Origin of the sequence: Chitinophaga sancti (genome assembly GCF_034087045.1) — a bacterium.
Taxonomy (GTDB): domain Bacteria; phylum Bacteroidota; class Bacteroidia; order Chitinophagales; family Chitinophagaceae; genus Chitinophaga; species Chitinophaga sancti_B.
Genome location: NZ_CP139247.1, coordinates 7481176 through 7506988, shown reverse-complemented (window position 1 = coordinate 7506988; position 25813 = coordinate 7481176). Strand labels below are relative to the sequence as shown.

The window sequence follows — 25813 nt, the reverse complement described above, 5'->3', positions numbered from 1 at the left end:
TTATAAGAGGGAATTTGTTAACTTCATCACAATACCAAAATCGAACAATGAAGTTACTGCTTTTACTCTCTATGTATTCCCACTCGCCACAGCATGACACTACTATTCTAAAGAACCTGGATAGTATTACTGTCAGCACCTACAAAAAGAACAGCGCGGGCACCAGCCTTCCAGATGTGTCAGGCACAATCATCTACGCAGGTAAGCATACCAACCAGTTACTCTTGGACGGCAGCAAAGGTAATCTTGCACAGAACCTCGCCCGCCAGCTATTTGCACAGATCCCCGGTTTAATAACATGGGAAATGGATGGTGCGGGTACACAGGTGAATATCGGTGTAAGAGGTACGGATGCACATCGCTCTATAGAAATGAACATGCGTCAGAATGGGTATAATACCAACAGTGATCTCTTTGGCTATCCTGAAAACCATTATTCATTGCCGTTACAGGCAGTGCAAACAATACAGCTGGTACGTGGTTCAGCAGCATTACAATTCGGTCCGCAATTCGGCGGAATGATGAATTATGTATTAAAACAAGGAGATAGTACCCGCCCGTTTGTATTGGAAAGTGAACAGACCATAGGTGGTAATAACCTGTTTAATTCTTACAACGCAGTAGGCGGCACCAAAGGTAAACTCACCTATTACGCTTACTACGACTACAGGCATGGAGATGGGTGGAGAGACAATGCCCGCTTTGATTACCACGCTTACTATGCAAATCTTCAATATAACTTCAATGATAAAGGTAGCCTGAGCTTTCAGTTCTCACGAATGGATTATGTACAGCAAATAGCAGGCGGATTGACAGATGCACAGTTTGCAGTAAGTGCAAAACAATCCTTCCGAAAGAGAAATTTCTTCCAACCAAAAATAAATATCCCTGCCCTTTCATTCAAGTATAAATTCTCTGAAAATACAAAACTGGATATTACCTCCAATGCCCTCTTCGGAGAAAGGAACAGTGTACAATTTATCAATGCGCCAAATGTAATGGATACCATCAATACCAGCTTAGGTACATACAATCCAAGGCAGGTAGACAGGGATTACTACACCAGTTTTACTACAGAAGCACGCTTATTACATAGTTATCATATTGGATCAGTCAAAAGCACACTGGCAACCGGGTTTCGCTTTTCCACCAGTAAAACCAAAAGAGAACAAAAGGGTACAGGCACCACCGGCAGTGACTTTGACCTGGGTCTCACAAAAACCTATGGCATCGATCTGCATTTCAATACAAAGAACTATGCAGCCTTTGCAGAGAATATCTTCCAGCTGACAGATCGTTTTTCCATCACACCGGGTGTAAGATATGAAATCATCCACACCGATCTTACAGGTGTGATCAACAATGCCAGCAGTGCAGTCAGCTATAAAGGCAACCGGCATTTCCCGCTGTTCGGCACAGGAATGGAATACAAGGTGAATAGCTTTAGCCAGTTGTATGGCAATATATCACAGGCATACCGTCCTTATCTCTATGCCAGTGTTACCCCTGCTGACAGACTGGATCAGGTAGACCCCAACCTGAAAGATACCAAAGGCTATGATGTGGATTTGGGTTATAGAGGGCATTTTAGTGATATGATCCGTTTTGATGTGAATGTATTCTATGTGTATTATGGTAACAGGATTGGCCTCCTCACCTTCAAAGGAGAAGACGGGACAAATCATTTATTAACTACCAATGTGGGGAACGCTGTAAATAAAGGAGTCGAAGCCTATGTAGAGCTTTCATTGTTCAGGGTTTTCCAGGCGGCACGTACCGCCAATGACCTGCGTGTCTTCAATTCACTCGCCTGGCAGCATGGCCGTTACAATAGCACGACTATCAATAACGCAGGTGTGAATACAGATGTTAAAGGACACATGATAGAGAATACACCAGACTGGATCAACAAGACAGGTATTACCTTCCAGCACAAAGGACTCTCTACCGGTTTCTTATTTAGTTACAACAGCAGGAGTTACAATGATGCACTGAATACAGAACATAGTGCAGCCGGTGTAACAGGTGTTATTCCTGACTGGCATGTATTTGACTGGAGTTTTGACTGGCAGCTGGCCAAAGGTTATCACTTCTCCGCGGGTGTGAATAACTTTACAAACGAAAAATATTTCAACCGCAGAATTACCATGTACCCGGGGCCGGGTATCTTACCAGCTGATGGCAGAACTTTTTATATTACAGCAGGTATAAGGATTTAAACTGTTTAAATTAAAAGATTCCAGCCGGCCCCCAGCCTTGAGATGTAAGAATTTCGCCAAAGGAGAAATTCTTACATCTCAAGGCTGGCCCCTTTTCTCCTTCCTTCCAATATCCTGAAAAACGACCTCGTCCTGATCTCCTCCATCGTCAACCCTGTCGCCACCACCTCCTCTTCGGTAACCGCCCCACAATTAATCGCCTTCAAAAAGAAATTCAACAACCCCTGACCCGTAGCAGCATCATCAAAAATATCTTTCGTCAAAGTTGAAATAGCCGCCCTTTCCACAAATGTTTTCAACCTAAACAACGCCTCCTCATAATTACTCAAAAAGAAATGATAAGTCGCCGCATATCGCATAGGTAACTGGGCCGGATTCAGATCCCACCCCTGATAAAACCCATTGATCAGCGAATGCATCGTATGATTGTAACCCGTACGCCACGCCTGGTGTACGTGTTCCCTGTTCTCTTCCAGTTGTGCATAATTCAGATAATCTCCTTTATGCAAAGCTACCGGTATCACATTCGTAGCCCCATCTGATAAAAATATCCCGGTACCCCCCAATGCCACCTTCGTCATATGATGTGCAAAATCACAAACCGGGTGTGCCATCGTCTGGTACTTCGCTGTAATACCACAGGAGGCAGTATAATCATACGTACCAAAATGTGCCGCAATACAACGTCCTTCACTCGCCCTTATAATGCGCATCAGCGGATTACGTCCTTCATCATCCATAATGATCTGCGTCGCTTCTACCATCGTTTCCATTTTCAAAGTACCGGGTTCCAGCTCGTGAACTTTTTCCAGCACTTCAAAGAAACGTACTAAAGTACTGACCTGTTCAGGAATAGTCACCTTTGGCAGCATGACCACAAAGTTGGCCGGCAATACACCATTTGTATGCTGCAGTAAAGTCGTTAAGAACAGATCCAATGTACGCACGCTTCGCTGTTTCAGATCTTCAGTAAATGGCTTGATCCGGATACCAATAAAAGGAGAGATCGTTGAAGCGGCCATACCCTTTGCCAGTTCAATAGCCGCTGCAATGGCGGTGGCATCTTCTTCCTCATCAGGTCTGTTACCAAAACCATCTTCAAAATCGATTCTAAAATCTTCAACAGGTTCGGTCTGTAATTTATAAATGATCTTATGATAAATGATTTCGGATGGTGTTGTACTTTCCCAACATAAAGCAGCTGCCAGAATATTGCTATCAGGGGCATAGGTATGAAAATGTTGCAGGGCGATTTCCCCCATTCTGAAACAGGTATCTGCCTTGAACAGGTTCGCACCGCCATACACAGTATGTACTGGTTGCCGGTCAGGTTTATCGCCGGGGTAAGTTTTCTGAAAGGCGAGGTTTGCTATTTTTAAAGTACCCAGCAGGGCCAATTTGTCCGATTCGGGGATAGAGAGTTGCATAGTTTGATCAGTTTAAGAACCACGGTAAGTGGAATAACCAAAGGGTGATAACAAAAGGGGCACATGATAGTGCTCATGGCTGTTGATATAAAAAGCAATTTCTACAAAAGGGAAAAAGGAAGCGGTAAAGTTGCGCTCAAAATATTCCTTCGTATTGAAATGCAATTTATACAGTCCATGAGGCAGGAGGGAGGCATCATCCAGAAGGTTGGTGATTCTGCCATCATTGTTAGTGAGGCCGGCAGCTATTTGTTTCCACTCCTTATCGTGCAGTGCAAATAACGTAACAGATACTTCCCGGGCGGGTATGCCCAGGGAAGTATCTAATATATGGGAAGTTAACTGGCTCATGAAAGTAATTTTTCAAGACGTAGTTGTGTAATTTTTCCTTGCTCTGCCATGGCGATCTTAATTTCTGCTGAGGGGGTATTGTTTATCCTGGCATTGAGCAAAGACAACATTTCCGAAGCAGATTTTCCGGTGGCACATACGATGAAGATATACCCGAATCGTTCTGCATAGATTTGATTACCGGTGGCTAAATCGGCCAATACATCTGTTGATGCATTTACTACACCAGCCTGTTCTTTATGCAAATCCGGACGATCACCTATTCGGGGATGATGACTGAATGCCTCCAAACCATCGGCAGGCGTACATGCCAGCCAATGTCTGCTGGCTGCATTCAGCAAGGTAGCTTTATCCATCATAGGAAAATCCGCTATCATCTTTTCTACCCATACATGTGATCCACAGCATTGCAGCAATGTGGCGTACAACTCAGGTTGGGGTAGGTGGTTGAGTGCATCCAGTGTCATATGGCAGTTGGAAACCTGTTTACATTTTTGTAATAAATATACACTGCTGGTTCCTTACCCATCGCCGTAAACCATTGCTGGCAGTACGGCGCCATCCAGATAGCATCTCCTTTTTTGACAGGGTACCATTGGTGATCCAGCATATACACCCCTTGCCCCTGTAAGTATAGCAATCCATGTTCCATAATATGGGTTTCTACAAATGGCAGGTGCCCACCGGGGTCATAAGTAAAGATATTCACGGCCATATCAAAAGAAAGATCTTCCGGCAACAATACTTGTAGTCTGAGTGCAGGATCACCCAAAAAAGCAGGCCCGGGTATTTTGGCACTATCGCCAAACAGTATACCCGGTGTGCTATATCCATCCAATGGCTCGTACACCTTGTGGAAGGTAAGCAACTGCGCCCCGGTGCTGGCTTGCACAATCTGGTACTCCTCTCCGGGAGGAAAGTAAATGTACTGACCAGCGAAGAGCACGGTGCCATTTGCAGTACAATGCCCTTCTATCACATAAAAGAAGATTTGTGAAGCAGCGGTTTTACCACTGACTATACTCTCCGGATTCAGGGTGATGAGTGTCTGACATAACCGTGCACCCATCTGTTCATTGATGAGTACATGAACGGTACAATTCGTCCAACCCGGTATCACGCTATTTACATGTCCATCCGGGCATATCAATGCATGATTACGTTTTACGACCGAACGGGTGAGTGCTGAAATCTCCATATGTTTATCTGATAAGTTGTTGAATAAATGCGTGGGCTACCTGTAACGATGCTTCAATATCACCTGGTTCCACATCTTCCAGTGGATGATGACTGATACCTTTGAAACAACGAACAAAAAGCATGCAGACAGGGGCTACGGCAGATACGGCTACGGCATCATGACCCGCCCCACTGACTAGTTTTACTATTTCGATATTAGTTATTTGAATAGCCTTTTCCAACAACGCTGTTATTTCCTCATCACATTTTACCGGTGGGGTTTCCTGCACAATGTTCCATTCAAAACTGATATTCCTTTTCCCACAGATGGTAGAGAGTATTTGGGATAATCCGGCATGCGATAACTTAATTATTTCAGGATCTGCACTTCTTAGATCAAGACTACACACCACCTCTCCCGGAATCACATTAGAAGCGCCATGTACCACCTGCAAAGTGCCAACCGTAGCCACTACCTTCTCTCTATGCTGCATGGCCCATTGTTCAATCATCACAATACACTCCGCTGCACAACAAAGGGCATCCTGCCGCATGGCCATCGGCACTGTACCTGCGTGCCCCGCCATTCCTTTAAAAACCAGTTGGCTACGTTGCTGACCCGCTATAGCAGTAACAATCGCCGCCGGAATATGTTTTTCATATAATACAGGTCCCTGTTCAATATGTATTTCAAAATACCCCAGCCACTGATCAGGAGGGATCTGATCGTCGGCTAACTGGTCCGGGCAACCTCCAATCAAACGAATGGCATCACCCAGTGTAATGCCGGCAGCATCCCTGATTTCCAATAGCTGTGGGTCAAAAGCCCCTGTCAATACTTTACTGCCCAGGTAAGTGGTATGAAAACGTACGCCCTCTTCATCACAAAAAGCAACGACTTCAATATGAAAAGGTAGATCAGTTTCAATAGCACTCACTACATCGAGTGCCATCAGTACACCCAACGGGCCATCCCATCTTCCTGCATTGGTCACCGTATCAAAGTGCGAAGCAAATACCAGTGTACGTGCCTCCGGATTTTTAGATACTAACCGGCCTCGTACATTGCCAATATTGTCGATGCGTGTGGATAACCCTGCTTCCTGCATCCATCCCATTATCATTTGACTGGCTTTAATAAAAGCGATAGAACCAAAGGTGCGGGTCAGGCAGCTACTATCTTCACTAATAGCTGCTAATTCCGCTATGCGTGTAAGTATGGTGGCTGTACTCATGATCGTAAGATATTTTGCCCCCGTGGTGCACCTGTATATACACCTTCGTCATATACTTTTACACCTTTGAGGTAGGTTTGGAGCACTACACCATCCAGCGTTTCGTGTGCATAAGGCGTAATAGGGTGTTTATGTTGTAAGTTTTCAGGAATGACAGTAAAAGACTGATCGGGGTTCCAGATCACCAGGTCTGCGTCATATCCTTTCGCTATTTTTCCCTTGTAATTTTGGGTACCTGCCAGCACTGTAGGGGCGGTGCATAGCCACTGTGCTAACTGCGTCAATGAAACATTCCTTTTTCTAGCAGCCGTCCATAAAGCAGGCAATGCCAGTTGTAAAGACGAGATGCCACCCCATGACTGCAAATAATCACCTTGTTTCAGATTGGCCGGACTAGGAGAGTGGTCAGTTGCCACCATGTCAATAATACCCGATTTCAGGGCCAGCCAGAGCAGTTCGTTGTTTGCCTGCTCTCTTATCGGTGGTGCACATTTAAACGCCATATTGCCATCCGGAATATTTTCTGCGTTGAAGTATAAATAGTGTTGCGCAGTTTCTACAGTCAACGGTAATCCTTCCGCCTTTGCTTTTATAATCTGTGGCAGTGCAGACGCCGCGGAAAGATGTACGATATGCACCCTGCAATTGAACTCCTCACATAAGCGTATCATCATTGCTATCGCATTTTCTTCCCATGCAGCAGGGCGCGATGCCAGATATGCTGAATAAGTACCCACTATGGAGGATGGTACAGGTGTGGATAACTCACAGTGTACTAACAACGGCAACCCATGTTTTGCAATTACCGGCATCGCCTTTCTCAGATCTTCGGCTGTCACATTGGGAAAATCGTCGATACCGGAATGGGTTAAAAATGCTTTAAACCCTAATACACCGTGTTCAATCAATGGTTCCAGCTCATTCACATTCCCGGGTACGACTCCTCCCCAATAACCACAATTGGTAAATAGGTTAGCCGCCGTGATCTTTTCTTCCAGTGCGGCTACTGTCGTCGTCACGGGGTGTGCATTCAATGGCATATCTACTAAAGTCGTAATACCACTGGCCAGTGCGGCACAGGTAGCGGTAGTAAACCCTTCCCAGTCAGTTCGGCCGGGTTCATTGATATGTACATGCGGATCCGTGATGCCGGGCATCAATACATAATCCTGAATATCTATTATTTTTTTAACAGCATCGCCGGGTATAACAGTTGCAACATCTGCAATCAATCCATCTTTAATCAATACCACGGCCGGTTGAATACCTTCTGGAGTAATAATGCGACTCCCTTTTATCGCCAGGTCAAACATAAATGAGATCTTATTTAAAAATAGGCATTTAATTTTTTAAATTAGAGAAGTAAATGTTAACCATCATGATCAAACTAGGCGAAAATTCATACGGCAAAAACGCCGTACAATTATCCAAAATCATCCGTCACCCGGACTACCATGAATTCAGACAAATTACTGTCAGTGTATCTCTGAAAGGCGACTTTGAAACCGCCCATACACTTGGTGACAACACGAAGATCCTGCCAACGGACACACAAAAGAACACAGTGTATGCACTTGCCAAAGAGCATTTCACTACCAGCATCGAAGCCTTTGCGCTCCATCTGGCAGAACATTTTGTGCATACCCAGCAACAGGTATCTACTGCTACCGTCGAAATCGCAGAGGCAGCGTGGTCAAGGCTTACGCCTCATGCTTACATCAGTGGCGGCAGTGAAAAACATACGACTAAAATCGTCTACAATGCTGCTTCGACTACTATTACCAGTGGCATCACTGACCTGCTCATTCTCAAAACCACTGATTCTGGTTTTGAGCACTTTATCAAAGATCCTTACACCACTTTAAAGCCAACCAGCGACCGCATTTTCGCTACCCAATGTGAAGCGAGCTGGATATACAAAGGGCAGCTAAAAGATTACAGGGCTATTTTTGATAATATCCGCGCTACCTTGCTGGGTACCTTTGCCGGCCATAATAGCCTGTCTGTACAGCAAACCCTGTATGCTATGGGAGAAGCTGTGCTGGAAGCTTATCCTGAAGTACTCGAGATCACCCTGAAAATGCCTAATAAACACCATATTCTTTTTAATTTAGAGCAGTTTGGTATGAGCAATCAGAATGAAGTTTTTATAGCTACAGATGAACCTTATGGGTATATTGTAGGCACTGTCATCCGGGAGTAGGCGTATTCAGCGAGGGCTTCTGATTTAATCATTGGCTCTCTTATCCAGAAGCAGGCGTATTCCTTTCCCTGATTATTTCCGCTGCAATACTGATCGCAATCTCTTCCGGGGTCTGACTCCTGATCTGCATACCCACAGGAGCGTGAACCCTTTGCAATAACTGAGAAGATATCCCTTCCGCCCGATACCCTTCAAACAACTGTGTGATCTTAGCCTGACTCCCCAACACCCCTAAATACCTGAACTGCTTGTGGAGCAAAGCCCTGATCACCACATCATCACTGCGGTACCCCATGGTCATGACCACTACATAATTATGCTGTCCTTCAGGTATCATTCCCTTCAGTAGACTATAATCTTCTACAATCACTTTCTCATGCGCACATTCATTCTGTAAAAACGTATTCAGCTCAGGCCTGTTATCATATACGTGGATATAAAATTCCAACATAGACATGATTTTCGAAAATGCTAAAGAACAATGTCCTCCCCCCACCAGGTATAAATGATCTCTATAACCCAGTTGTTCTGTATAGACCCAGTTATCAGGTGAGTGCATTATAAATTCCGAACTACCCAGCCCTTCCCTGAACTGTAATCCCGCTGGCGATAAATGCAGTAACCCATTTTTATACTGGGAAAGACAGTGAATAATCTGCTGAATCACAGTAGCGTCTTTGTCAGCAATACGATACAATAAGATCGTCTGTTCCCCGGAACAGATCATACCACTTTGATCTCTGGGACTACTTTTATCATGCACCTGTCTACGTACTGCCGCCACTTCTTCTTCCTGCATCAACTGTTCTCTGGCCATCTCTACAAATTTGTGCTCCATAATCCCCCCTCCGATAGACCCAGCCAGGTTCCCCACAGCATTCACTGCCATGAAAAATCCTTGTCTGCCAGGACTACTCCCGTCACTCTGCAATACGTATAGTAGCATGACGGGAATATGTTGCCGCAGACTCTCACTGATCAATTCCCAGATGACTAACTTTTTCTTCATGGGCAGGAACAGGTTGTTTTGGGTACAATGCCATCAATACTTTTTCAGGTGTCATAGGTGCTACAAACGGAATCAGGGCCTTCGGATGGAAAGCCAATATCGCATCCCTTAGCGCAAACCATGCACCTATTCCATACATCAGTGGTGGCTCTCCCACAGCTTTTGATCTGAAAATAGCCAGGTTATCATTATCAGTATGTAAATGGTCAATGAGAATATCTTTTGGTACTGCATAGATATCGGGCACCTTGTAAGTGGACAGTGCATTTGATACCAGCTTTCCATGTTGGTTATAAATTACTTCTTCCAGCGTCATCCAGCCTATTCCCTGTACAATACCTCCTTCAATTTGTCCCCTGTCGATATCAGGATTCATGCTTAGACCAAAGTCGTGTACGACTTTCACGCTGTCGGTTTCATAAGTGCCACGCAAACAATCGATAGTGACTTCAATAATAGCTGTACCGTATACATGATAGGCAAAAGGATGTCCTTTGCCGGTTTCATTATTATAATGAATAGTGGGCGTGGCATAATGACCATGTTCAGAGAGGGATACCCTTTGCACAAAAGCAGTATTCACAAGGCGGAGCCAGTTCCATTCCGTAGGCGTACCATTCAGAAATACAATTTCATTTTGAATAGTCAGCTGTTCAGGAGGAACTTTTAAATCTGCTGCCGCTAAAGCCAATAACCTTGCTAGCAATGCATTGCAGGCTACCCAGGTCGCTTTGCCATTCAGGTCCGCTGTAGCACTTGCCGCAGAAGGAGAGGTGTTCGCAATAGTATAAGTACTTGTCACATTGATCTTTACTCTCTCATCAACAATGCCCAATGTCTGTGCGGCCACCTGCAATATTTTTGTATTCACACCCTGCCCCATCTCCACGGCACCGGTACTGATCCCGACACTACCATCACTATATATATGCACCAGTGAACGTGCATTATTCATCAGTGTATTTGTAAATGAGATACCAAAACAAATCGGCATCAGCGCCATTCCTTTTTTAACTAATAAATGTGCTTCATTAAAGGTATTGATAGCAGCACGTATCTTATCCAGGTCATACAGTGTAACCGCTTTATCCCAACAGGCGATGGCTTCACTTTCCGCTAACTGTCCATAAGGGAATGGCTCGCCTGTCTGGATTAAATTCGCTCTTTGAATCAGGGCTTTGTCAATATGCAAACCTGCAGCAGCAGCGGCTATCGCCGCTTCAATCACATACATGCCCTGTGGACCGCCAAAACCCCGGAATGCTGTATTGGGTGGCAAGTGTGTTTTACAGCTATACGCGGTCGCAGTTACATTGGGTATATAATATGCGTTGGTACAATGAAATAAAGTTCTTTGCAGCACAGCAGGAGAAAGGTCTGCACTGGCTCCGGCATTCTGGAAAAAAGTTACCTCATATGCCAGTATTTTTAAACGACTATCCAACCCAATTTTAAAATCAGCCATATAAGGATGACGCTTTCCCGTCATGGCCATATCTTCCATTCTATGCAATGAATATTTCACAGGTTTATTCAGCAGATGTGCTGCCAGTGCACACAACGCAGCCCAGGTATTTGCCTGATCCTCTTTTCCGCCAAATCCTCCGCCAAGGCGGGATACCACTACCTCTAACCGGTGCATGGGGATACCCAATACCCTGGTAATAGTTCTTTGTACCGCAGTAGGTCCCTGTGTAGAAGAAAATACTTTCAGGGATCCATGTTCCTGCGGAATAGCATATGCTCCCTGCGTTTCAATATAAAGATGTTCCTGGCCGTTGATGTCAATAGCACCTTCAAAGATATGTGTGCACTGTGACCATGTACTATTCGTATCTCCCTGTATCACTGATTTTGGGGGCATGATCAGTTCTCCTTTTGCCTGTGCCACTCTTGGATTCGTGATCACTTCCAATGGGTCGATAATGGCCTGGATTTTCCTTACCGCCGCTCTGGCAGCATCCCTGCTTTTTGCTACAACCAGTGCCAGCGGCATTCCTGCAAAATGAATATGATGATCGGCAAACAGGGGTTCATCCTGAATAATTCCACCGATCTGGTTCTCCCCGGGAATATCGCTGGCTGTGAAAATGCGTACGACCCCCGGTATCTGTAATGCTTCGGCAATTTCCAGTCTGCGCAGTATACCATGTGCTACAGGAGAGCCATAGGCCGCGGCAAAGAGCGTGCCCTGTAGTAGTGGCAAATCATCCAGGTACACCGAGGTACCTGTGACGTGGGTATCGGAGTCTATGTTTTTCATCGGATCAGGATGGCTGTTTCCAGTTGAGGAAACAGGGTAATGAAATGAGCCTTGAACAATTGTGCCAGTAATAATCGTTTGTAATCTTCCGTGCCTCTGGCATCAGAGATGGGGGTGACTTCCGTTTGCAATAGAAAGCTGGCTTCCCTGATCAGTGATTCAGTCAATAATTTGCCTGTCATGAACCGGGCTGTTTCCTTCAGCAATTGTGGTACTGGTCCGACCCCACCTGCAGAAATGCGGATGTCGTCAATGATGTCGTATTGCATGGTGATGCTGATGGCAGTATTCACACTGGCAATATCGAGGTGGGTGCGCTTGCTCACTTTTTCAAAGTTGAACAAAGTATGTTGTGAAGGCAGATTAAACCACATATGGGTGATGTATTCATCGCCTGATTTGTTCAGTTGTTTATAGCCTTTGAATAAATGTCTGAGGGGAAGTTCTCTTTCTCTTCGTCCGTCGCTAAGCACGAGGGTGGCATCCAGTGCCAGGAAAAAAATAGAGAGATCGCCAATGGGGGATGCGTTGATAAAATTACCTGCGATAGTGGCCATGTTCCGGATCTGGGTAGAGCTCACCTTTTTCAGGTACTTACTTAAATAAGGAAAATAAGCCTGTAATAATGGGGATGCTAACATGTCCGAGACGGTGGTGGCGCCGCCCAGTATACATTTGTTCCCTTCCTGCCGGATGCCTTTCAGTGAAGGTTGATCATACATGAATCGCAGTGCTTTTTTCCCTAGGGCGTCATGTTGTTGTACATACAGGTCAGTCCCTCCGCCAATAGGCTGAGCTCTGACATCATCGGCAGATTCCAGGATGCTATGGAGTGTGCGTAACCGTGCTGGAATTTGTACAAAATAATCAGGCAATATCTGTGCACCGGCAGCGTATTGTGCCGGCGTCGTACCATTCCGGGGTTGTAATATTTCTGCTACCCTGGCGGCAGCTCTTTCTATGGATTTATAACCGGTGCAGCGACAGATATTTCCATCTATGGCGGCAATGGCATTGGTCAATGTAGGTGCCTGATGGCTTAGGCAAAATCCCGTGAGGGACATGACAAAACCTGGTGTGCAGAAACCACATTGGGTAGCAGCACAATCCTGCATGGCATATTGAACCGCGGTGAGTGAGCTGGTTAGGTTAATACCCTCAATGGTTACCACGTGTTTACCTCTTACATTACCCAGGGGGGTGAGGCAGGAAGTAAAGGATCGGTAATGCATGGACCCGTTTTGCAATTCCCCTATCAGTACGGTACATGCTCCGCAGTCGCCCTCGTTACAGCCTGTCTTGGTACCGGGCAGGTGCTGATGATACCGGATAAAATCCAGCAGCAGCATACCTGGGGGAAGAGCGGTACCAATGTCGTCATTATTGAGAATGAAGCGTAGCAATGGGGAAATGGGTTTATTGGAAGATAATAAAAAAATGCCAGAAAAGCAATTCCCCCGATAAGCTATTACTGCCAGATAGCTTCTTCTTTCCAATTTTCAGTAAACCCCATATGTACATAGTCAATATCCGGATTACTATTGATAAGCTGTAGAAGATTAGATTTGAATTTCGAAGTAGGTTGAATTTTATTGATTAAATGTAAAATGCAGCAAATTGTAGCATAAAGACTATTTACATCAATGTTGTCAATATCATTTATGAATTGATGTTTTTTCCTTGATGGGAAAATAATTGTTTTTGCCATAGATCTAAATACGATCCTGCCGTGGTGAGCGCATCTGTTTCTTAACTGGTTGATACAATGTAACCAATTATTAAGGATAGTATCTGGCAAATTAAACCTGCTACATATGCTCAATTTTACATCTCTGGCGCCTAAATGCTCAAACATTTTAGACATTTTGCCAAAGGAAATAATTTCCATTATCATCCAGCATGGCGGAAGAGATGGGGTGTCATATGTTCTTCTATATAGTTTTATCGGCATTTCATCTGCATCCTTAACATCCGACTCTATAGCGGATGAAAAATCATCAAAATCAAATGTGGGCAGGAAATTGGATCTGGTCATATACCAATGAGCGCCAAATTTCTGTGCCATGGAATTTGATATTAAAGTCTTGAAAGAAACTTCAATCGTTTCAATCGCATCAAACAGGATGAATTTTAAATCCCTGTCAAACAAATACAGTTTAATTACCTTATTAAAGGTGGTATTGGGTTCAAAGTTGCGTTTTGTAGAATCCTTAAACTTATTTGTATAATGTTTCAACCTGAAATAGCTGACATGTGACAGCCAATGAGTTAAATCATCTTCAGGTAGGATGTTTAGACCTTTCTGTTGAAGCAGCTCAATTTGCTCTTCAATAGAAAGAGGTGGTGTAGTAAACAAATTCATAAATGTGATGAAATTGGCCGGCCTGTATTCTTTTGGAGTCAAATAGGCTGGCTACAACGTGGTCTTAAAATAAAATAGCCTGCCAAATTTGCCCTTGCAAGCAGAGGGGTGGCAGACTGTGTTACTACAAATCTAATGATATTTTTATTAGATAAAAAAACTTTTTGTAAGCCATTTTACTGGAATTCCAATCTTTTTCCGACAGCTTCATATAAATCCCTCGATGAGTCTTCAATACATCTTCGACGCTTCTTCGACGCTTCTTCGACGCTTCTTCGTCTCCTCTTCGTCACTTCTTCGTCACTAAAAGGTCACCTCAATATCCCCTGGATAATGAAGTGACCTTTTAGTGCCCTTTTAGTACCGAAGAAGTAGCGAAGATCTACCGAACTTGTAGTATACTTGAACTATGAAACTTCTTACCTTCTTCCTGGCATCACTCCTTTACCTCACCCCCGGATTCTCCCAGAAAATCCTTGCCTTCTACACTGCCAAAGAAGACGCCGCCCACATCAGCTTCGTCCACGAAGCCAACAAATGGTTCCCCACCGCCCTCGCCCAATACCACTGGACCTACGACTCCACCAACGACTGGAGCAAATGCAACCCCGACACCCTGGCCAGATACAACGTCATTCTCTTCCTGGACACCCGTCCGGAAGCTCCTGCTCAAAGAGCAGCCTTTCAAAAATATATGGAACAGGGCGGCACCTGGATGGGATTTCACTTTTCCGCCTTCGCCCTCACTCCTTCGGCATACAACCAGGATTGGGACTGGTATCACAACACCTTCCTGGGCTCCGGATCTTATGGTAGCAATACCTGGCGACCGACATCCGCCATATTAAGAGTAGAAAACAAACAACATACAATCGTTCACGAGCTGCCGGATACCTTCCGGTCAGCACCAAATGAATGGTATCGGTGGTCTAACGACCTCCGGAAAAATAAGGATATTACCATCTTATTGTCCATCGACCCTGCCAGTTTTCCCCTGGGTACCGGCCCTAAACCCAGTGAAATCTGGCATGGTGGCTATTACCCGGTAGCCTGGACCAATAAACGATATAAAATGGTCTATGTAAACATGGGGCATAATGACATTGACTATGAGCATGGTACTAATAAGGAATTATCTTATACATTCTCAAACCCTTACCAGAACAGGTTTATACTCAACTCTCTTTTTTACTTAATAAATTCAAGTAGAATATTACCCTAATGCTGACAATATTTTGCTCAATATTTACAATATTTCCTGACAGAATCAGGTTAACTTTGACCTCGGAATGTCTATAAGTGATTCGCGTGTAAATACGCAAATGTTTGCTTCTGATGATGCCTTTGACCAGGTCTATCCACAAGGGATTCAACAATTGTCAAAGAGGCACTGGACCCCGCTTCAGATCGCTACTGCGTCTGCAGCGTTCCTGGCTGAAAAGCCGGGTTCCAGGATCCTGGATATAGGTAGTGGAGTTGGTAAATTCTGCCTGATAGGGGCATGTTTTCACCCAAAATCTTATTTTTACGGAATCGAACAACGAAAAGAGCTGTACCTGTACGCCAGAACTGCCAAGGAAGTATTGAAGGTGAACAATGCCGATTTTATATTAGGCAACTTCACCCGTTTTAACGCAGACCAATACGATGGTTTTTACTTTTACAATTCATTTTTTGAACATCTGAATCCGGAAGATGGTATCGACCAGCAGATCAACTATTCAACAAGTCTTTACGATTATTATACCTGCTACATGCAGGAGATAATGGATCAAAGGGTTTCGGGCACCCGACTGGTCACCTATTATAGTATGGGCGATGAAGTTCCGGATAGTTATCAGCTAGTAGACGCTTCCGATGATATGCTTCTTAAAATGTGGATAAAACGTTAACGGAAAAATTGATAAATGACATGAAAACAGCAGAATTAGCGTCGAAGATAATCGTCCAACTAAAAGATGCAAAAGACGACGGCGCAGTTGAAGCTTTATTAGATGTTTCTCTGAAAGAAATGGAAGCAAGCAAAATTTCCATCAGACAACTGGAAGAGAAACTGGAAGAAGTGTCACCCCTGGAAGTAGATAGTGTTCAATGGATGAACCTGCGATACACTCGCATCTATCTTCGAAAGCAGGAGGAACTACAAGAAATTTAATAAGGAAGGCCCCGGCAGAAGTCGGGGCCTTTTTTTATTACTAGTGATTTATAGTGAGAATTACTTGTTCAAAATTTAATGGTCATGTCTGCCATGGTCTCCACCACGGCCACCTCCATTTCCTTCATGACCACGTCCGCCACCATTCCAACCAGGACCACCGCCTTCATGACCACGTCCACCACCATTCCAACCGGGACCACCGCCTTCATGACCACGTCCACCACCGTTCCAACCAGGACCACCGCCTTCATGACCTCTGCCGCCACCATTCCAACCGGGACCACCACCTTCATGACCACGTCCGCCATAATATCCGCCACCTCCATGAGGTTGTGCAGCGAAGTAACGGGGATTACGTGAATCTCTTATGATCGTCTGACGGCCCCATGCTCCTCTATATCCTGCATATCTGTTCCTGTAAATGCCAGGGTGCAGGTAAGGACGGGGATCATTTACCACTACTTTATAACCGCGATACAGGTCATAATGAAAGCGTGGAGGTAAAGCCGGTGCAAACACCCATCTGCTTCCTTCCAGGTATATAAACTGGCGTTCAGGTACGTAATAATATGCATCGATATCAGGCATGTAGTAATATTCAGCATAGTCATAACCCTCAGGTCCCCACGCTGGCTGGCTGCCAATATTCACGTTCACATTAAACCTAACCTGTGCGTCTGCCTTATAACCGTATATTGAACCAATGGCTACTAAACAGGTAATAAGAACTATCTTTTTCATAACAAGTTTTTTATACTTATCAATAGCCAAATAGAATGCCAAACTTTAAAAATCCGATGAAACCCTTATCTGGTAAGGGTTAAGGGGTGTTGCCGAAATGCTTTTTAAAGGAACTGCTACATTACTGCGAGTGATTTCTGAACATGTGAATTGATTTTCAGAAAGAATGAATTTCGCCTACTACAAACGTGTTATATGGACGCCGGTTGTTAAAGATTTACTTAAATCCTTATGGCAATTATATATACATGACCGTTATACAATATCCGGATCTTTGCCGTTAATGGAAAGATAATATCCTATTTGGAAGTATGACCCGGATGGGTTTGTCGAAAAATTCCTATATTCAACACCGGAATTGTAACAATACCACGTTTATAAGACCCAATCGCTCACCCCATTTTTAAACCTTGTAAATCCCCCAATGAGATATCTTTCCTACTTTTTCTATATCGGTTGGCACTGGGGCATCAGCATGGCATTTTTTGTCATCTGGTATGAGATTCGCGGCGAAAGGCAGTTCGGTGTAAAAACAATCGGCACAGATGACCTGGTAACACATGTACCGGCAGCAGAACTGGAGCATGCATCAATGTATGAACCAGTGAACTATTACACAGGTAGCTGGTTATTTGATCATGTAGAAAGGCATGAGCTGGATACAGCATTCCTGGATGTAGGTTGTGGAAAAGGAAGAGTGCTGGCCATTGCTGCTGCATATGGTTTCAAACAGATCACAGGCATTGATTTCTCGCCCAAGCTATATAGCTATGCACTTGAAACCGCTACCGCCCTGGAAAACAGGTATGACGGTTGTAAAGTAGATATTGTGTGCGCAGACGCCCGAAAATATGATATTCCCGACCAGGTAGGTGTGATCTTCCTTTTCAATCCATTTGACGAGGTGATCATGGATGACTTTATCAGCCAGGTCATGGAGAGCCTGATCCGAAAACCCCGGCCTCTAAAGATCTTATACGCCAATCCTCAATGTAAACAACTTTGGCTGGATGCTGGTTTTAAAGAGCTGGATGCGTTTCAGAAACTGAAATACCTGAGAGGATCAGTATTGACATTTTAACCCAGGTTAAAATTATTGCGCTAAGAAAGATTCAATTTTACATCAACAAACAAATACACAAAAAACCTAAAAACCAGATATTATGAAAAGAACAGCAAATGCACATTGGAATGGTAATTTAAAAGAAGGTCAGGGCAATATCTCTACCCAGAGTAACGTGTTGACCAACACACAGTATTCTTTTAACGCCCGTTTTGCTGATGGAGTAGGTACTAACCCCGAAGAACTGCTGGGTGCTTCTCATGCAGGTTGTTTTACCATGGCACTGAGCGCAGCGCTCACACAGGCTGGTTTTACAGCGGGTGACCTGGATACAAAGGCAACTGTAGAACTGGATCCATCTATTCCTGGTATTACAGGGATTACACTGGACCTGGTTGCTGCCGTGATTCCAGGAGTAAGCGAAGAGCAGTTTAATGCGATTGCGAAAGGAGCAAAGGAGAATTGCCCGATTTCAAAGGCGCTGGCAGCTACGCCAATCACTTTGAATGTGATATATAAATAATAAAATTTGCCTGCCGCAGGCAATCGAGGTATATAAAAAAAACGCTTTTGCCGGAGGCAAAAGCGTTTTTTTTATAGGATTTAATTCTTTGCGGGAGTGATCTCATCTGCCTCAGGCGTCGGATTCAACACATATTCCTTTTTCTTCGGATCGTATATAATATACAGGTACCCACCTCGCTTTCCAACATCATTCCACACAGTAATATCCTTGTTCCCATCATTGTTAATATCATCTACGATCGCATTGCCATAAATAATAGTCCACACATTTCCACTGGCAGTTTTTACTTTTTCAAAGTCAATTTCCTGGGTCACCTTGTTGGTCACTTTATCCACAATTTTCAGCTTCCGCATAATCGCTTGTTTGCCAATAACTTTCTTGCTATATACCCCTACCAGGTATTTATCTTTCAGACTGGCACTCTGTATAATATCGATGGGAGCGATCTTCGAAGTCGCCACTGTATCAATCAGTTCACCGATCTTTTCCAGTTCTAACACCTCAGGTGTCATGTTGTTTTTCAAAGACATCCAGGTACCTTTCATTTTGGTCCCGTAAAACAGGAAGTCCATCATCGCATTTGGCTGGTTATTGATGGTCTCTTTCAGAACCATGTGGGTACGTTCGTTGAGTATACCATTGAGCGCAATAGGTTCATTGAGGTTATCATACATATACACCCCTTTCACAGTAATGGCTTCCGGATCATCTCCATACCCGCGCAGCAACTGCACAGAGAGATGAATGGGTCGGTCTCCGATCTTCCCTTTGAAATTATAGCAAACATACCAGCCTGCATGACTGGTGCCGGCAAATAGCAGGCATAGAAGCAGGGATAGGATAGATTTTTTCATAGGTATTGGTCATTTGGAATAGGACAAAGATACCCTAACTTATTGAGATTTTTCATATATGATGGTAATTCCTTTAATACTTATTACATTTACGTAACTAGTTACGTAAATTATGTCAACAATGGAATTCTTCAAAGATGCGGGTAAAATGGCACTTGGCAGCCGACTCCGGCTACTCACGGAAAAGATCACTGAGGACGCAGGGCAGATTTACAGCCTCTATGGTATCGACATGCAACCTAAGTGGTTTCCAGTTTTCTATGTGCTCTCAAAAGGTGAAGGCAAGACCATCACCGCCATCGCCAAAGAGATAGGTCATACCCACCCATCCGTGAGTAAGATCACCACCGAAATGGCAAAGGCCGGTTACCTGCTCGAGAAAAAGGATAAAACCGATGGCCGCAGGAATGTGGTGCAGTTATCTAAAAAAGGGAAAGATACCGCCCTTCAGATTGCGGATCAATATAAAGATGTGGAACAGGCCATCGACGAGATCTCTTCCCAGACAAGAAATGACCTTTGGAAAGCGATTGAAGAATGGGAATACCTGTTGGAAGAAAAAAGTCTGCTGCGCCGTGTAATGGAAACCAGAAAACTAAGAGAAGGCAATGCCATTCGTATCGTGGAATACACGCCTGAATATCAAAAAGCTTTTCGCGATCTGAATGAAGAATGGATCACTACATATTTCAAAATGGAAGAGGCGGATTATAAAGCCTTAGATCATCCTAACGAATACATCCTTGATAAAGGAGGATACATTTTAGTGGCTTTAGATGGGGAGACACCTGTAGGTGTTTGTGCACTCATCAAAATGGCAGATCCTGTGTATGAATATGAACTCGCTAAAATGGCCGTATCTCCAAAAGCACAAGGCAAAAGTGTGGGCTATAAACTAGGTAGCGCGATTGTAGAGAAAGCACGATCATTGGGTGCTAAAAACCTCTACCTCGAAAGTAATACGATCCTCAAACCAGCTATTGGATTATACCAGAAATTAGGATTTAAAAAAGTAGCCGGACGCGCTACGCCTTATGAAAGATGTAATATTCAAATGGAGTTGATCTTATAAAAACATTCATGGAAGGGGTTATTCACCAACGGGGATGAAAACCATTTTCAGAAAAAACATTCATGAAATAAGTAATTCTCCAACTGAGAATGAAAAACATTTTCATAGAAAACCCTCATGAACCGAATTCACAAACGACTATGAAAATGGTGGTACCTTCGACAAAAGTACTACCATGGAACAATCACATATCAGTTTTGAACAGGTTGTGAGTCGTGGCTGTGGCCTCGATGTTCACCAGGAGAATGTAGTAGCTACCATCAGGGGTGATAATTTGCAGGAACAAACCCGCACTTTTAGCACCTTCACAAGTTCACTTAAGGACCTGGTAGCCTGGTTGGAAGAATCGGGCATTACACATGTCGCAATGGAGAGCACGGGTGTTTACTGGAAGCCTGTTTTTAATATACTAGAACCTCACTTTGAACTTATTTTGGTCAATGCCCGGCATATTAAATATGTGCCGGGTCATAAGACTGATCGTAATGACAGTGCCTGGATTGCAAAATTATTGCTAAGCGGGCTACTAAAAGGAAGTTTTATTCCACCCCAATACACTCGTGAATTACGGGAATTGTACCGATACAAACGTAAAGTAATAGGCCAACGCTCCAGTGAATATAACCGATTACAGAACATTTTAGAGACTGCCAATATCAAATTGAGCAGCGTTGTCAGTGATGTGTTCGGCATAAGCGGCTGGTCAATGATCTCTGCTATTATTGATGGAGAACAGGATCCCATGATATTGGCCAATCTGGCCAAAGGTAGGCTCAAAATCAAGAAGCAAGAACTTATTCTTGCTTTAGAAGGTAATCTTAATGAGCATCACCGTTTTATGCTCAACCTGTCTAAAGCTGCTATCTTACAGCTAAATGAACTGCTTTGTCAGGTAGATAACCGTATTGATCAGTACTTAAGAAAATGGGAAGAAGAAGTAAAATTACTTCAGACTATTCCCGGAGTACAAAAACAAACAGCTACAGCCATCTTAGCCGAAATAGGTACAGATATGCATGCCTTCCCAAATCAGCATCATTTAGCCAGTTGGTGTGGCTTATGTCCGGGTAATAATGAAAGTGCCGGAAAAAAGAAAAGTGAACGTATCAATCATGGCAACAGTTCTCTTAAAACAGCACTGGTGGAGGCGGCCTGGGCCGCTGTACATACAAAGGAATCTTATCTGAAAAGAAGATATTACTCTTTAAGTGTGCGAAGAGGTAAAAAACGTGCTCTTATCGCCATTGCACACAAAATCCTCATTGCCACTTATTTTATACTCAAAAATAGAGTGCCATATATGGAACCGGATAATCAGGAGTGGCTTAAAAAAAGAAAGCAGGCGCAGATAAATAATTATCTCAGGCGCCTGCGCGAGCTTGAGGCATTACCCCCATCTCAATAAGATTACTAAGTTACAAAAATCGACCTCTTATTGGTGCTTTTTAAGCCTGTAAAGAAAACTGATTTAAGACTCTAAGTACAAACGATTGTTGCTATAAGCACGAAATGAAAATTTTAAGCATATAGAGTCATATCAAAATTATGACACAGACTAACTATTTTCAATGAAAAGAGGATGTATCGTAAGTAACAGGATGGTCATGAGAATTGCATGTACGAAAATTCTCTCCATCAGGCAGCTGAATAAAAATGGGCCGTCCCGAAGTTTTAAGACGGCCCATTTTTTAATTAGTTATTGACTAATTTCATGGCACCAGGCAGGTATCTTTCTCCTAAATTCGGATACTTAATCACCAGCGCATCAATTGCTGCCAGATCAGCTGCTGACAATGCAATATCCACCGCTGCTGCATTTTCTTCCAGGTACTTTATCCTCCTGGTTCCGGGAATCGGAATAATATCTTCTCCCTGTGCCAGTACCCATGCCAGCGCTAGCTGTGCAGGCGTGCATTGTTTACCCGCTGCCAGTGCTGCGAATTCAGCTACCAGTTTCTTATTGTTTTCCAGGTTCTCTTTCTGATAGCGAGGCAGTCCTTTTCTGAAATCACCTTCTACCAGATTGTCCGCATTTGCATTGATCAGCAAACCTCTTGACAACGGAGAATACGGAACCAGTGAGGTGCCAAATTCTCTGGCAGTATTGAGTATATCACCTTCCACATCTCTTGTCAGTATAGAATACTCTGATTGCAATGCTGCAATAGGGTGCACTGCGTTTGCTTTTCTTAAAGAAGCTGCAGATGCTTCGCTCAAACCAAGATATCTTACCTTACCTTCTTTCACGAGTTCCGCCATCGCACCTACGGTTTCTTCAATAGGAACATTTGGATCTACACGATGTGCATAATACAAATCGATCGTATCTATGCGTAGTCTTCTCAGGCTATCTTCCACAGCGCTTTTAATCCAACCAGGAGAGCCATCAAAGTACGTGTTGGTAGTGCCACTCGGACCCGCTTTACCATCTCTGAAGCGGAAACCGAATTTAGTAGCGATAAAAATTTTATCCCTGTTAGGGAGCAATACATTTGAAATAAGGGCTTCATTTGCACCAGCGCCATACATATCTGCCGTATCCCAGAAATTGATGCCCAGTTCCAATGCCCTGTGCAGGGTGGCAATGCTTTCAGTATCATTGCTGGGGCCATATGCAAAGCTCATACCCATGCAGCCCAATCCTGTAGCGGAGAGCTTTTCGCCGGTATTGCCAAGGGTTCTGTACTTCATATCGTGCGTGTTTTTTTGTAGCTACAAAGGTAGGAGCCGCATAGCAGGCGGCTATTAAGGGATTCAAACGGAAACTTACAATTTTCAAACAAGTACGGCTCCGTTACGGATTTCGCCCGGTGCTACGCCGGCATGCTTGCGGAAGAAGTTAGTAAAGTAAGGAGGTGACTCAAAACCCAGTGCGTATCCAATTTCAGCAATGTTCCAATCAGTGTGCTGCAGGAGTGCTGTTGCTTCGCGGGTAATGCGGGCAGCGATGTGCGCAGTGGTAGTCTTGCCGGTGATTTCCTTGACGGAACGGTTCAGGTGATTGACATGTACTGAAAGACTCTGCGCAAAGTCGTTGGCAGTCTTTAATCTGAGTGCCGCCTCAGGTGTATCGATAGGAAACTGTCTTTCCAGTAGCTCCAGGAATAAACTGGAAATACGGGTCGAGGCATTGGTATGTTTTTCAAATGAACCTGCAGGCGTCATCTTCATACCTTCGTGAATGAGTAGTTGAACACAATTGCGGAGTACGCTGAACTTGTGTACATATTCGCTGTTCATTTCCCTGACCATTTTATCAAAAATGGAGGAGATTTCCTCAATTTGCGCTCCATTTGGAAAGAAAACAGGATGAGGCGTGCCGATGCTGAACAGGGGAGCATCCTGTAATTTCTCTATCTGTGACAGGAATGATTCCGTGAAAATACAGTACCAGCCACGCTGATCCGGATCGTTCGTTTCCCAGGAATAAGGTACCATGGGGTTGGAGAAGAGCAAAGCAGGCCGGTCAATATTGATCCAGGTATCGGCATAGTGAATCTTGCCAGTACCAATGATCAGTGATATTTTATAGAAGTCCCGCCGACTGTATGGGCTGTTTGTCACACAGGCCTGCCGCCTGAAGATGTTAAAATGCCCAGGGCCGTTTTCGCTCATGGGCGTCGCTTCGGGGTGACGATTGTAAAATTCCTGGATACTTTCGGCGCGTTTCATACATTAAAGTTATAAAATTCAAACATGAATACGGCTAATATATGGAGGCTTACCTTTACCTATTTAATAAAATAGCTGTACTTCCGCAGATATGCGTGTTTTCAAAGTAATCTACGTGATTTTTAATTTTGTTAGTAAAACAATACCCACGTAAATGAAGTCTCAGGTATACTGGTAACCACCGTACAAGGCTATACCGATCTGCGTCGTTATGATGATAAGTTTATATAGAGGTGATGAAGACCTGCATGGCAACTACCTGCGCATTGCACAGTTTCCTGTAGTGAACAGATATGTGACGCATCGTACCCGGCAATTGTCGGAATTGCCCATAATTGGAATAAATGACTTAACTTAAATTTGTTGTATAAAAATCAAACACCATGAGCGCGATCACCATCAAAACCACGGTTCATGCACCTGTAGACAAGGTGTGGAAAATCTGGAGTAATCCCGAACACATTGTTAAATGGAGCACAGCTTCTGAAGACTGGCACACACCCACGGCAACAAATGACCTGCGTCCGGGAGGTCGGTTTTCTTCCAGGATGGAAGCAAAAGATGGCAGTATGGGCTTTGATTTTTGGGGTACCTACGATGTGGTAAAGCCGCACGAAAAAATCGGCTATACCCTCGGCGATGGCCGAAAAGTAGATATCTATTTCCACAGTCATGGAGACTCAACTGATATTAACGAGACTTTCGAACCTGAAAAGCAAAACCCCGAAGAAATGCAAAGAGCGGGATGGCAGGCAATTCTTGATAATTTTAAGAAGTACACTGAGTCCATCTAAGCGAATTAAAAAGGGGGTGTATCATACATTTGATACACCCCCTTTTCAAGTCATTATTTTTGATATAAACCCTTTTTAATATTATAGACGAATTGCCATCTTAGTGAAAGCTGAAAAACTGCAACACCCACCAGCGAACCGATGATTGCCCCACCTAACACGTCAGAAGGGAAATGTTTACCGACGTACACCTGTGCATAACATACTGCTGCTGCCCATATCCACAACCAGTGCCATTTTTTATCTAAGTAATGTCTGATTGCAAAAAACCAGTAGGTTGCCAATGCAAAGTGATTGGCAGCATGATTGGATGGGAAGGAGTATTGGCCGCCACAATCTACCAGGCTTCTCACCATACCGTTCAATTCAGGATCATAGCAGGGGCGTAGTCTGCCTATGAATGGTTTAACAAACTGTGCACACATTGCGTCTGTAAATGCAAAGGCCACCAGGGTCATAATAATAAACAACACTGCATTGTGTTTCAGCTTACGAATGCTGAACCATAACATAAACGCATAGAGGGGAATCCATGTGAGTGGTTCTCTTATTGCCATCATGATAGGATCCAGGTATTTAACATCTGAATCGTGATTAATAAGCATAAAAAGGACCTTGTCCAGTTCCCTGAACGAATGTAAAATGTCCATAAATAAAGTCGTTTACACTGAGTTTCAATTGCCAT

The 25813-nt window shown here is 43.9% G+C and carries 26 protein-coding genes; 11 read left to right on the top strand and 15 right to left on the bottom strand.

What is annotated here, in order from left to right; genetic code table 11:
- Positions 1–47 precede the first annotated feature (47 nt).
- A complete protein-coding gene (locus tag SIO70_RS30025) occupies positions 48–2219 on the top strand; it encodes a TonB-dependent receptor family protein (RefSeq protein ID WP_320577136.1) in 2172 nt (723 codons plus the stop codon).
- A gap of 71 nt (positions 2220–2290) precedes the next feature.
- Here SIO70_RS30025 and SIO70_RS30020 read toward each other — a convergent pair whose 3' ends face one another.
- The 6 genes from SIO70_RS30020 to allB are packed head-to-tail and all read right to left on the bottom strand — an operon-like array spanning position 2291 to position 7724.
- Positions 2291–3646: a DUF6986 family protein gene (locus SIO70_RS30020; protein ID WP_320577135.1), complete on the bottom strand. Its 1356-nt coding sequence runs from the start codon at positions 3644–3646 to the stop codon at positions 2291–2293.
- Positions 3647–3658: 12 nt separating this feature from the next.
- Positions 3659–3997, bottom strand: a complete 339-nt coding sequence (gene uraH / locus SIO70_RS30015; RefSeq protein ID WP_320577133.1) for a hydroxyisourate hydrolase — start codon at positions 3995–3997, stop codon at positions 3659–3661.
- Complete coding sequence (gene uraD, locus SIO70_RS30010) at positions 3994–4464, bottom strand: 2-oxo-4-hydroxy-4-carboxy-5-ureidoimidazoline decarboxylase (RefSeq protein WP_320577131.1); 471 nt, start codon at positions 4462–4464, stop codon at positions 3994–3996. The genes uraH and uraD overlap by 4 nt, the downstream gene beginning before the upstream one ends.
- Complete coding sequence (allE, locus tag SIO70_RS30005) at positions 4461–5195, bottom strand: (S)-ureidoglycine aminohydrolase (RefSeq protein WP_320577129.1); 735 nt, start codon at positions 5193–5195, stop codon at positions 4461–4463. The genes uraD and allE overlap by 4 nt, the downstream gene beginning before the upstream one ends.
- Positions 5196–5199: 4 nt before the next feature.
- Positions 5200–6411 carry a M20 family metallo-hydrolase gene (locus SIO70_RS30000; RefSeq protein WP_320577127.1) on the bottom strand — a complete coding sequence of 404 codons (1212 nt, stop codon included), beginning with the start codon at positions 6409–6411 and terminating at the stop codon, positions 5200–5202.
- Positions 6408–7724: an allantoinase AllB gene (allB, locus tag SIO70_RS29995; RefSeq protein WP_320577125.1), complete on the bottom strand. Its 1317-nt coding sequence runs from the start codon at positions 7722–7724 to the stop codon at positions 6408–6410. The genes SIO70_RS30000 and allB overlap by 4 nt, the downstream gene beginning before the upstream one ends.
- A gap of 65 nt (positions 7725–7789) precedes the next feature.
- On the opposite strand from allB, the gene pucL reads away from it, so the two are divergent.
- Entirely contained in the window at positions 7790–8614 is an 825-nt protein-coding gene (pucL, locus tag SIO70_RS29990) for a factor-independent urate hydroxylase (RefSeq protein ID WP_320577123.1), read from the top strand.
- 40 nt (positions 8615–8654) lie between these two features.
- On the opposite strand, the gene SIO70_RS29985 is transcribed toward pucL, so the two are convergent.
- The 4 genes from SIO70_RS29985 to SIO70_RS29970 all read right to left on the bottom strand — a co-directional run bounded on the left by SIO70_RS29985 (position 8655) and on the right by SIO70_RS29970 (position 14248).
- Positions 8655–9623 carry an XdhC family protein gene (locus SIO70_RS29985; protein ID WP_320577122.1) on the bottom strand — a complete coding sequence of 323 codons (969 nt, stop codon included), beginning with the start codon at positions 9621–9623 and terminating at the stop codon, positions 8655–8657.
- Complete coding sequence (locus SIO70_RS29980; protein ID WP_320577120.1) at positions 9586–11886, bottom strand: molybdopterin cofactor-binding domain-containing protein; 2301 nt, start codon at positions 11884–11886, stop codon at positions 9586–9588. Before SIO70_RS29980 ends, SIO70_RS29985 begins: the two co-directional genes overlap by 38 nt.
- Complete coding sequence (locus SIO70_RS29975) at positions 11883–13289, bottom strand: FAD binding domain-containing protein (RefSeq protein WP_320577118.1); 1407 nt, start codon at positions 13287–13289, stop codon at positions 11883–11885. The genes SIO70_RS29980 and SIO70_RS29975 overlap by 4 nt, the downstream gene beginning before the upstream one ends.
- A 65-nt stretch (positions 13290–13354) precedes the next feature.
- Positions 13355–14248, bottom strand: coding sequence for an Abi family protein (locus tag SIO70_RS29970; RefSeq protein WP_320577116.1), 894 nt, complete (start codon positions 14246–14248; stop codon positions 13355–13357).
- 409 nt (positions 14249–14657) lie between these two features.
- Here SIO70_RS29970 and SIO70_RS29965 point away from each other — a divergent pair, with 409 nt between their 5' ends.
- The 3 genes from SIO70_RS29965 to SIO70_RS29955 all read left to right on the top strand — a co-directional run bounded on the left by SIO70_RS29965 (position 14658) and on the right by SIO70_RS29955 (position 16403).
- The gene (locus SIO70_RS29965) at positions 14658–15470 is read left to right on the top strand and encodes a ThuA domain-containing protein (protein ID WP_320577115.1); all 813 of its coding nucleotides are present in this window, start codon (positions 14658–14660) and stop codon (positions 15468–15470) included.
- 67 nt (positions 15471–15537) lie between these two features.
- A complete protein-coding gene (locus SIO70_RS29960) occupies positions 15538–16140 on the top strand; it encodes a class I SAM-dependent methyltransferase (RefSeq protein WP_320577113.1) in 603 nt (200 codons plus the stop codon).
- Between the two features lie 20 nt (positions 16141–16160).
- Positions 16161–16403, top strand: coding sequence for a hypothetical protein (locus SIO70_RS29955; RefSeq protein WP_320577111.1), 243 nt, complete (start codon positions 16161–16163; stop codon positions 16401–16403).
- Positions 16404–16478: 75 nt separating this feature from the next.
- On the opposite strand, the gene SIO70_RS29950 is transcribed toward SIO70_RS29955, so the two are convergent.
- Positions 16479–17147, bottom strand: a complete 669-nt coding sequence (locus SIO70_RS29950) for a hypothetical protein (RefSeq protein ID WP_320577110.1) — start codon at positions 17145–17147, stop codon at positions 16479–16481.
- Between the two features lie 424 nt (positions 17148–17571).
- On the opposite strand from SIO70_RS29950, the gene SIO70_RS29945 reads away from it, so the two are divergent.
- Positions 17572–18228 (top strand): class I SAM-dependent methyltransferase, encoded by a 657-nt coding sequence (locus SIO70_RS29945; protein ID WP_320577108.1) that lies wholly within the window; start codon positions 17572–17574, stop codon positions 18226–18228.
- Between the two features lie 82 nt (positions 18229–18310).
- A complete protein-coding gene (locus tag SIO70_RS29940) occupies positions 18311–18733 on the top strand; it encodes an OsmC family protein (protein ID WP_320577107.1) in 423 nt (140 codons plus the stop codon).
- 80 nt (positions 18734–18813) lie between these two features.
- Here SIO70_RS29940 and SIO70_RS29935 read toward each other — a convergent pair whose 3' ends face one another.
- Positions 18814–19590, bottom strand: coding sequence for a hypothetical protein (locus SIO70_RS29935; protein ID WP_083726869.1), 777 nt, complete (start codon positions 19588–19590; stop codon positions 18814–18816).
- A 121-nt stretch (positions 19591–19711) separates the two neighbouring features.
- On the opposite strand from SIO70_RS29935, the gene SIO70_RS29930 reads away from it, so the two are divergent.
- Positions 19712–20662, top strand: coding sequence for a bifunctional helix-turn-helix transcriptional regulator/GNAT family N-acetyltransferase (locus tag SIO70_RS29930; RefSeq protein ID WP_320577104.1), 951 nt, complete (start codon positions 19712–19714; stop codon positions 20660–20662).
- Between the two features lie 175 nt (positions 20663–20837).
- Positions 20838–22067: an IS110 family transposase gene (locus tag SIO70_RS29925; RefSeq protein WP_320577102.1), complete on the top strand. Its 1230-nt coding sequence runs from the start codon at positions 20838–20840 to the stop codon at positions 22065–22067.
- A gap of 287 nt (positions 22068–22354) precedes the next feature.
- Here the strand turns inward: SIO70_RS29925 and SIO70_RS29920 are convergent, their stop codons facing one another.
- Both SIO70_RS29920 and SIO70_RS29915 read right to left on the bottom strand, forming a co-directional pair.
- On the bottom strand, positions 22355–23353 hold the full coding sequence (locus SIO70_RS29920) for an aldo/keto reductase (RefSeq protein ID WP_320577099.1): 999 nt from the start codon (positions 23351–23353) through the stop codon (positions 22355–22357).
- Positions 23354–23437: 84 nt separating this feature from the next.
- Positions 23438–24334 (bottom strand): helix-turn-helix transcriptional regulator, encoded by an 897-nt coding sequence (locus SIO70_RS29915; RefSeq protein WP_320577097.1) that lies wholly within the window; start codon positions 24332–24334, stop codon positions 23438–23440.
- A 211-nt stretch (positions 24335–24545) separates the two neighbouring features.
- Between SIO70_RS29915 and SIO70_RS29910 the strand changes: the two genes are divergently transcribed.
- Positions 24546–24692 (top strand): hypothetical protein, encoded by a 147-nt coding sequence (locus tag SIO70_RS29910; protein ID WP_320577096.1) that lies wholly within the window; start codon positions 24546–24548, stop codon positions 24690–24692.
- Positions 24693–24717: 25 nt separating this feature from the next.
- Positions 24718–25128 carry an SRPBCC family protein gene (locus tag SIO70_RS29905; RefSeq protein ID WP_320577094.1) on the top strand — a complete coding sequence of 137 codons (411 nt, stop codon included), beginning with the start codon at positions 24718–24720 and terminating at the stop codon, positions 25126–25128.
- A gap of 53 nt (positions 25129–25181) precedes the next feature.
- Here SIO70_RS29905 and SIO70_RS29900 read toward each other — a convergent pair whose 3' ends face one another.
- Positions 25182–25778 carry a phosphatase PAP2 family protein gene (locus tag SIO70_RS29900; RefSeq protein WP_320577092.1) on the bottom strand — a complete coding sequence of 199 codons (597 nt, stop codon included), beginning with the start codon at positions 25776–25778 and terminating at the stop codon, positions 25182–25184.
- Between the last annotated feature and the right edge of the window lie 35 nt (positions 25779–25813).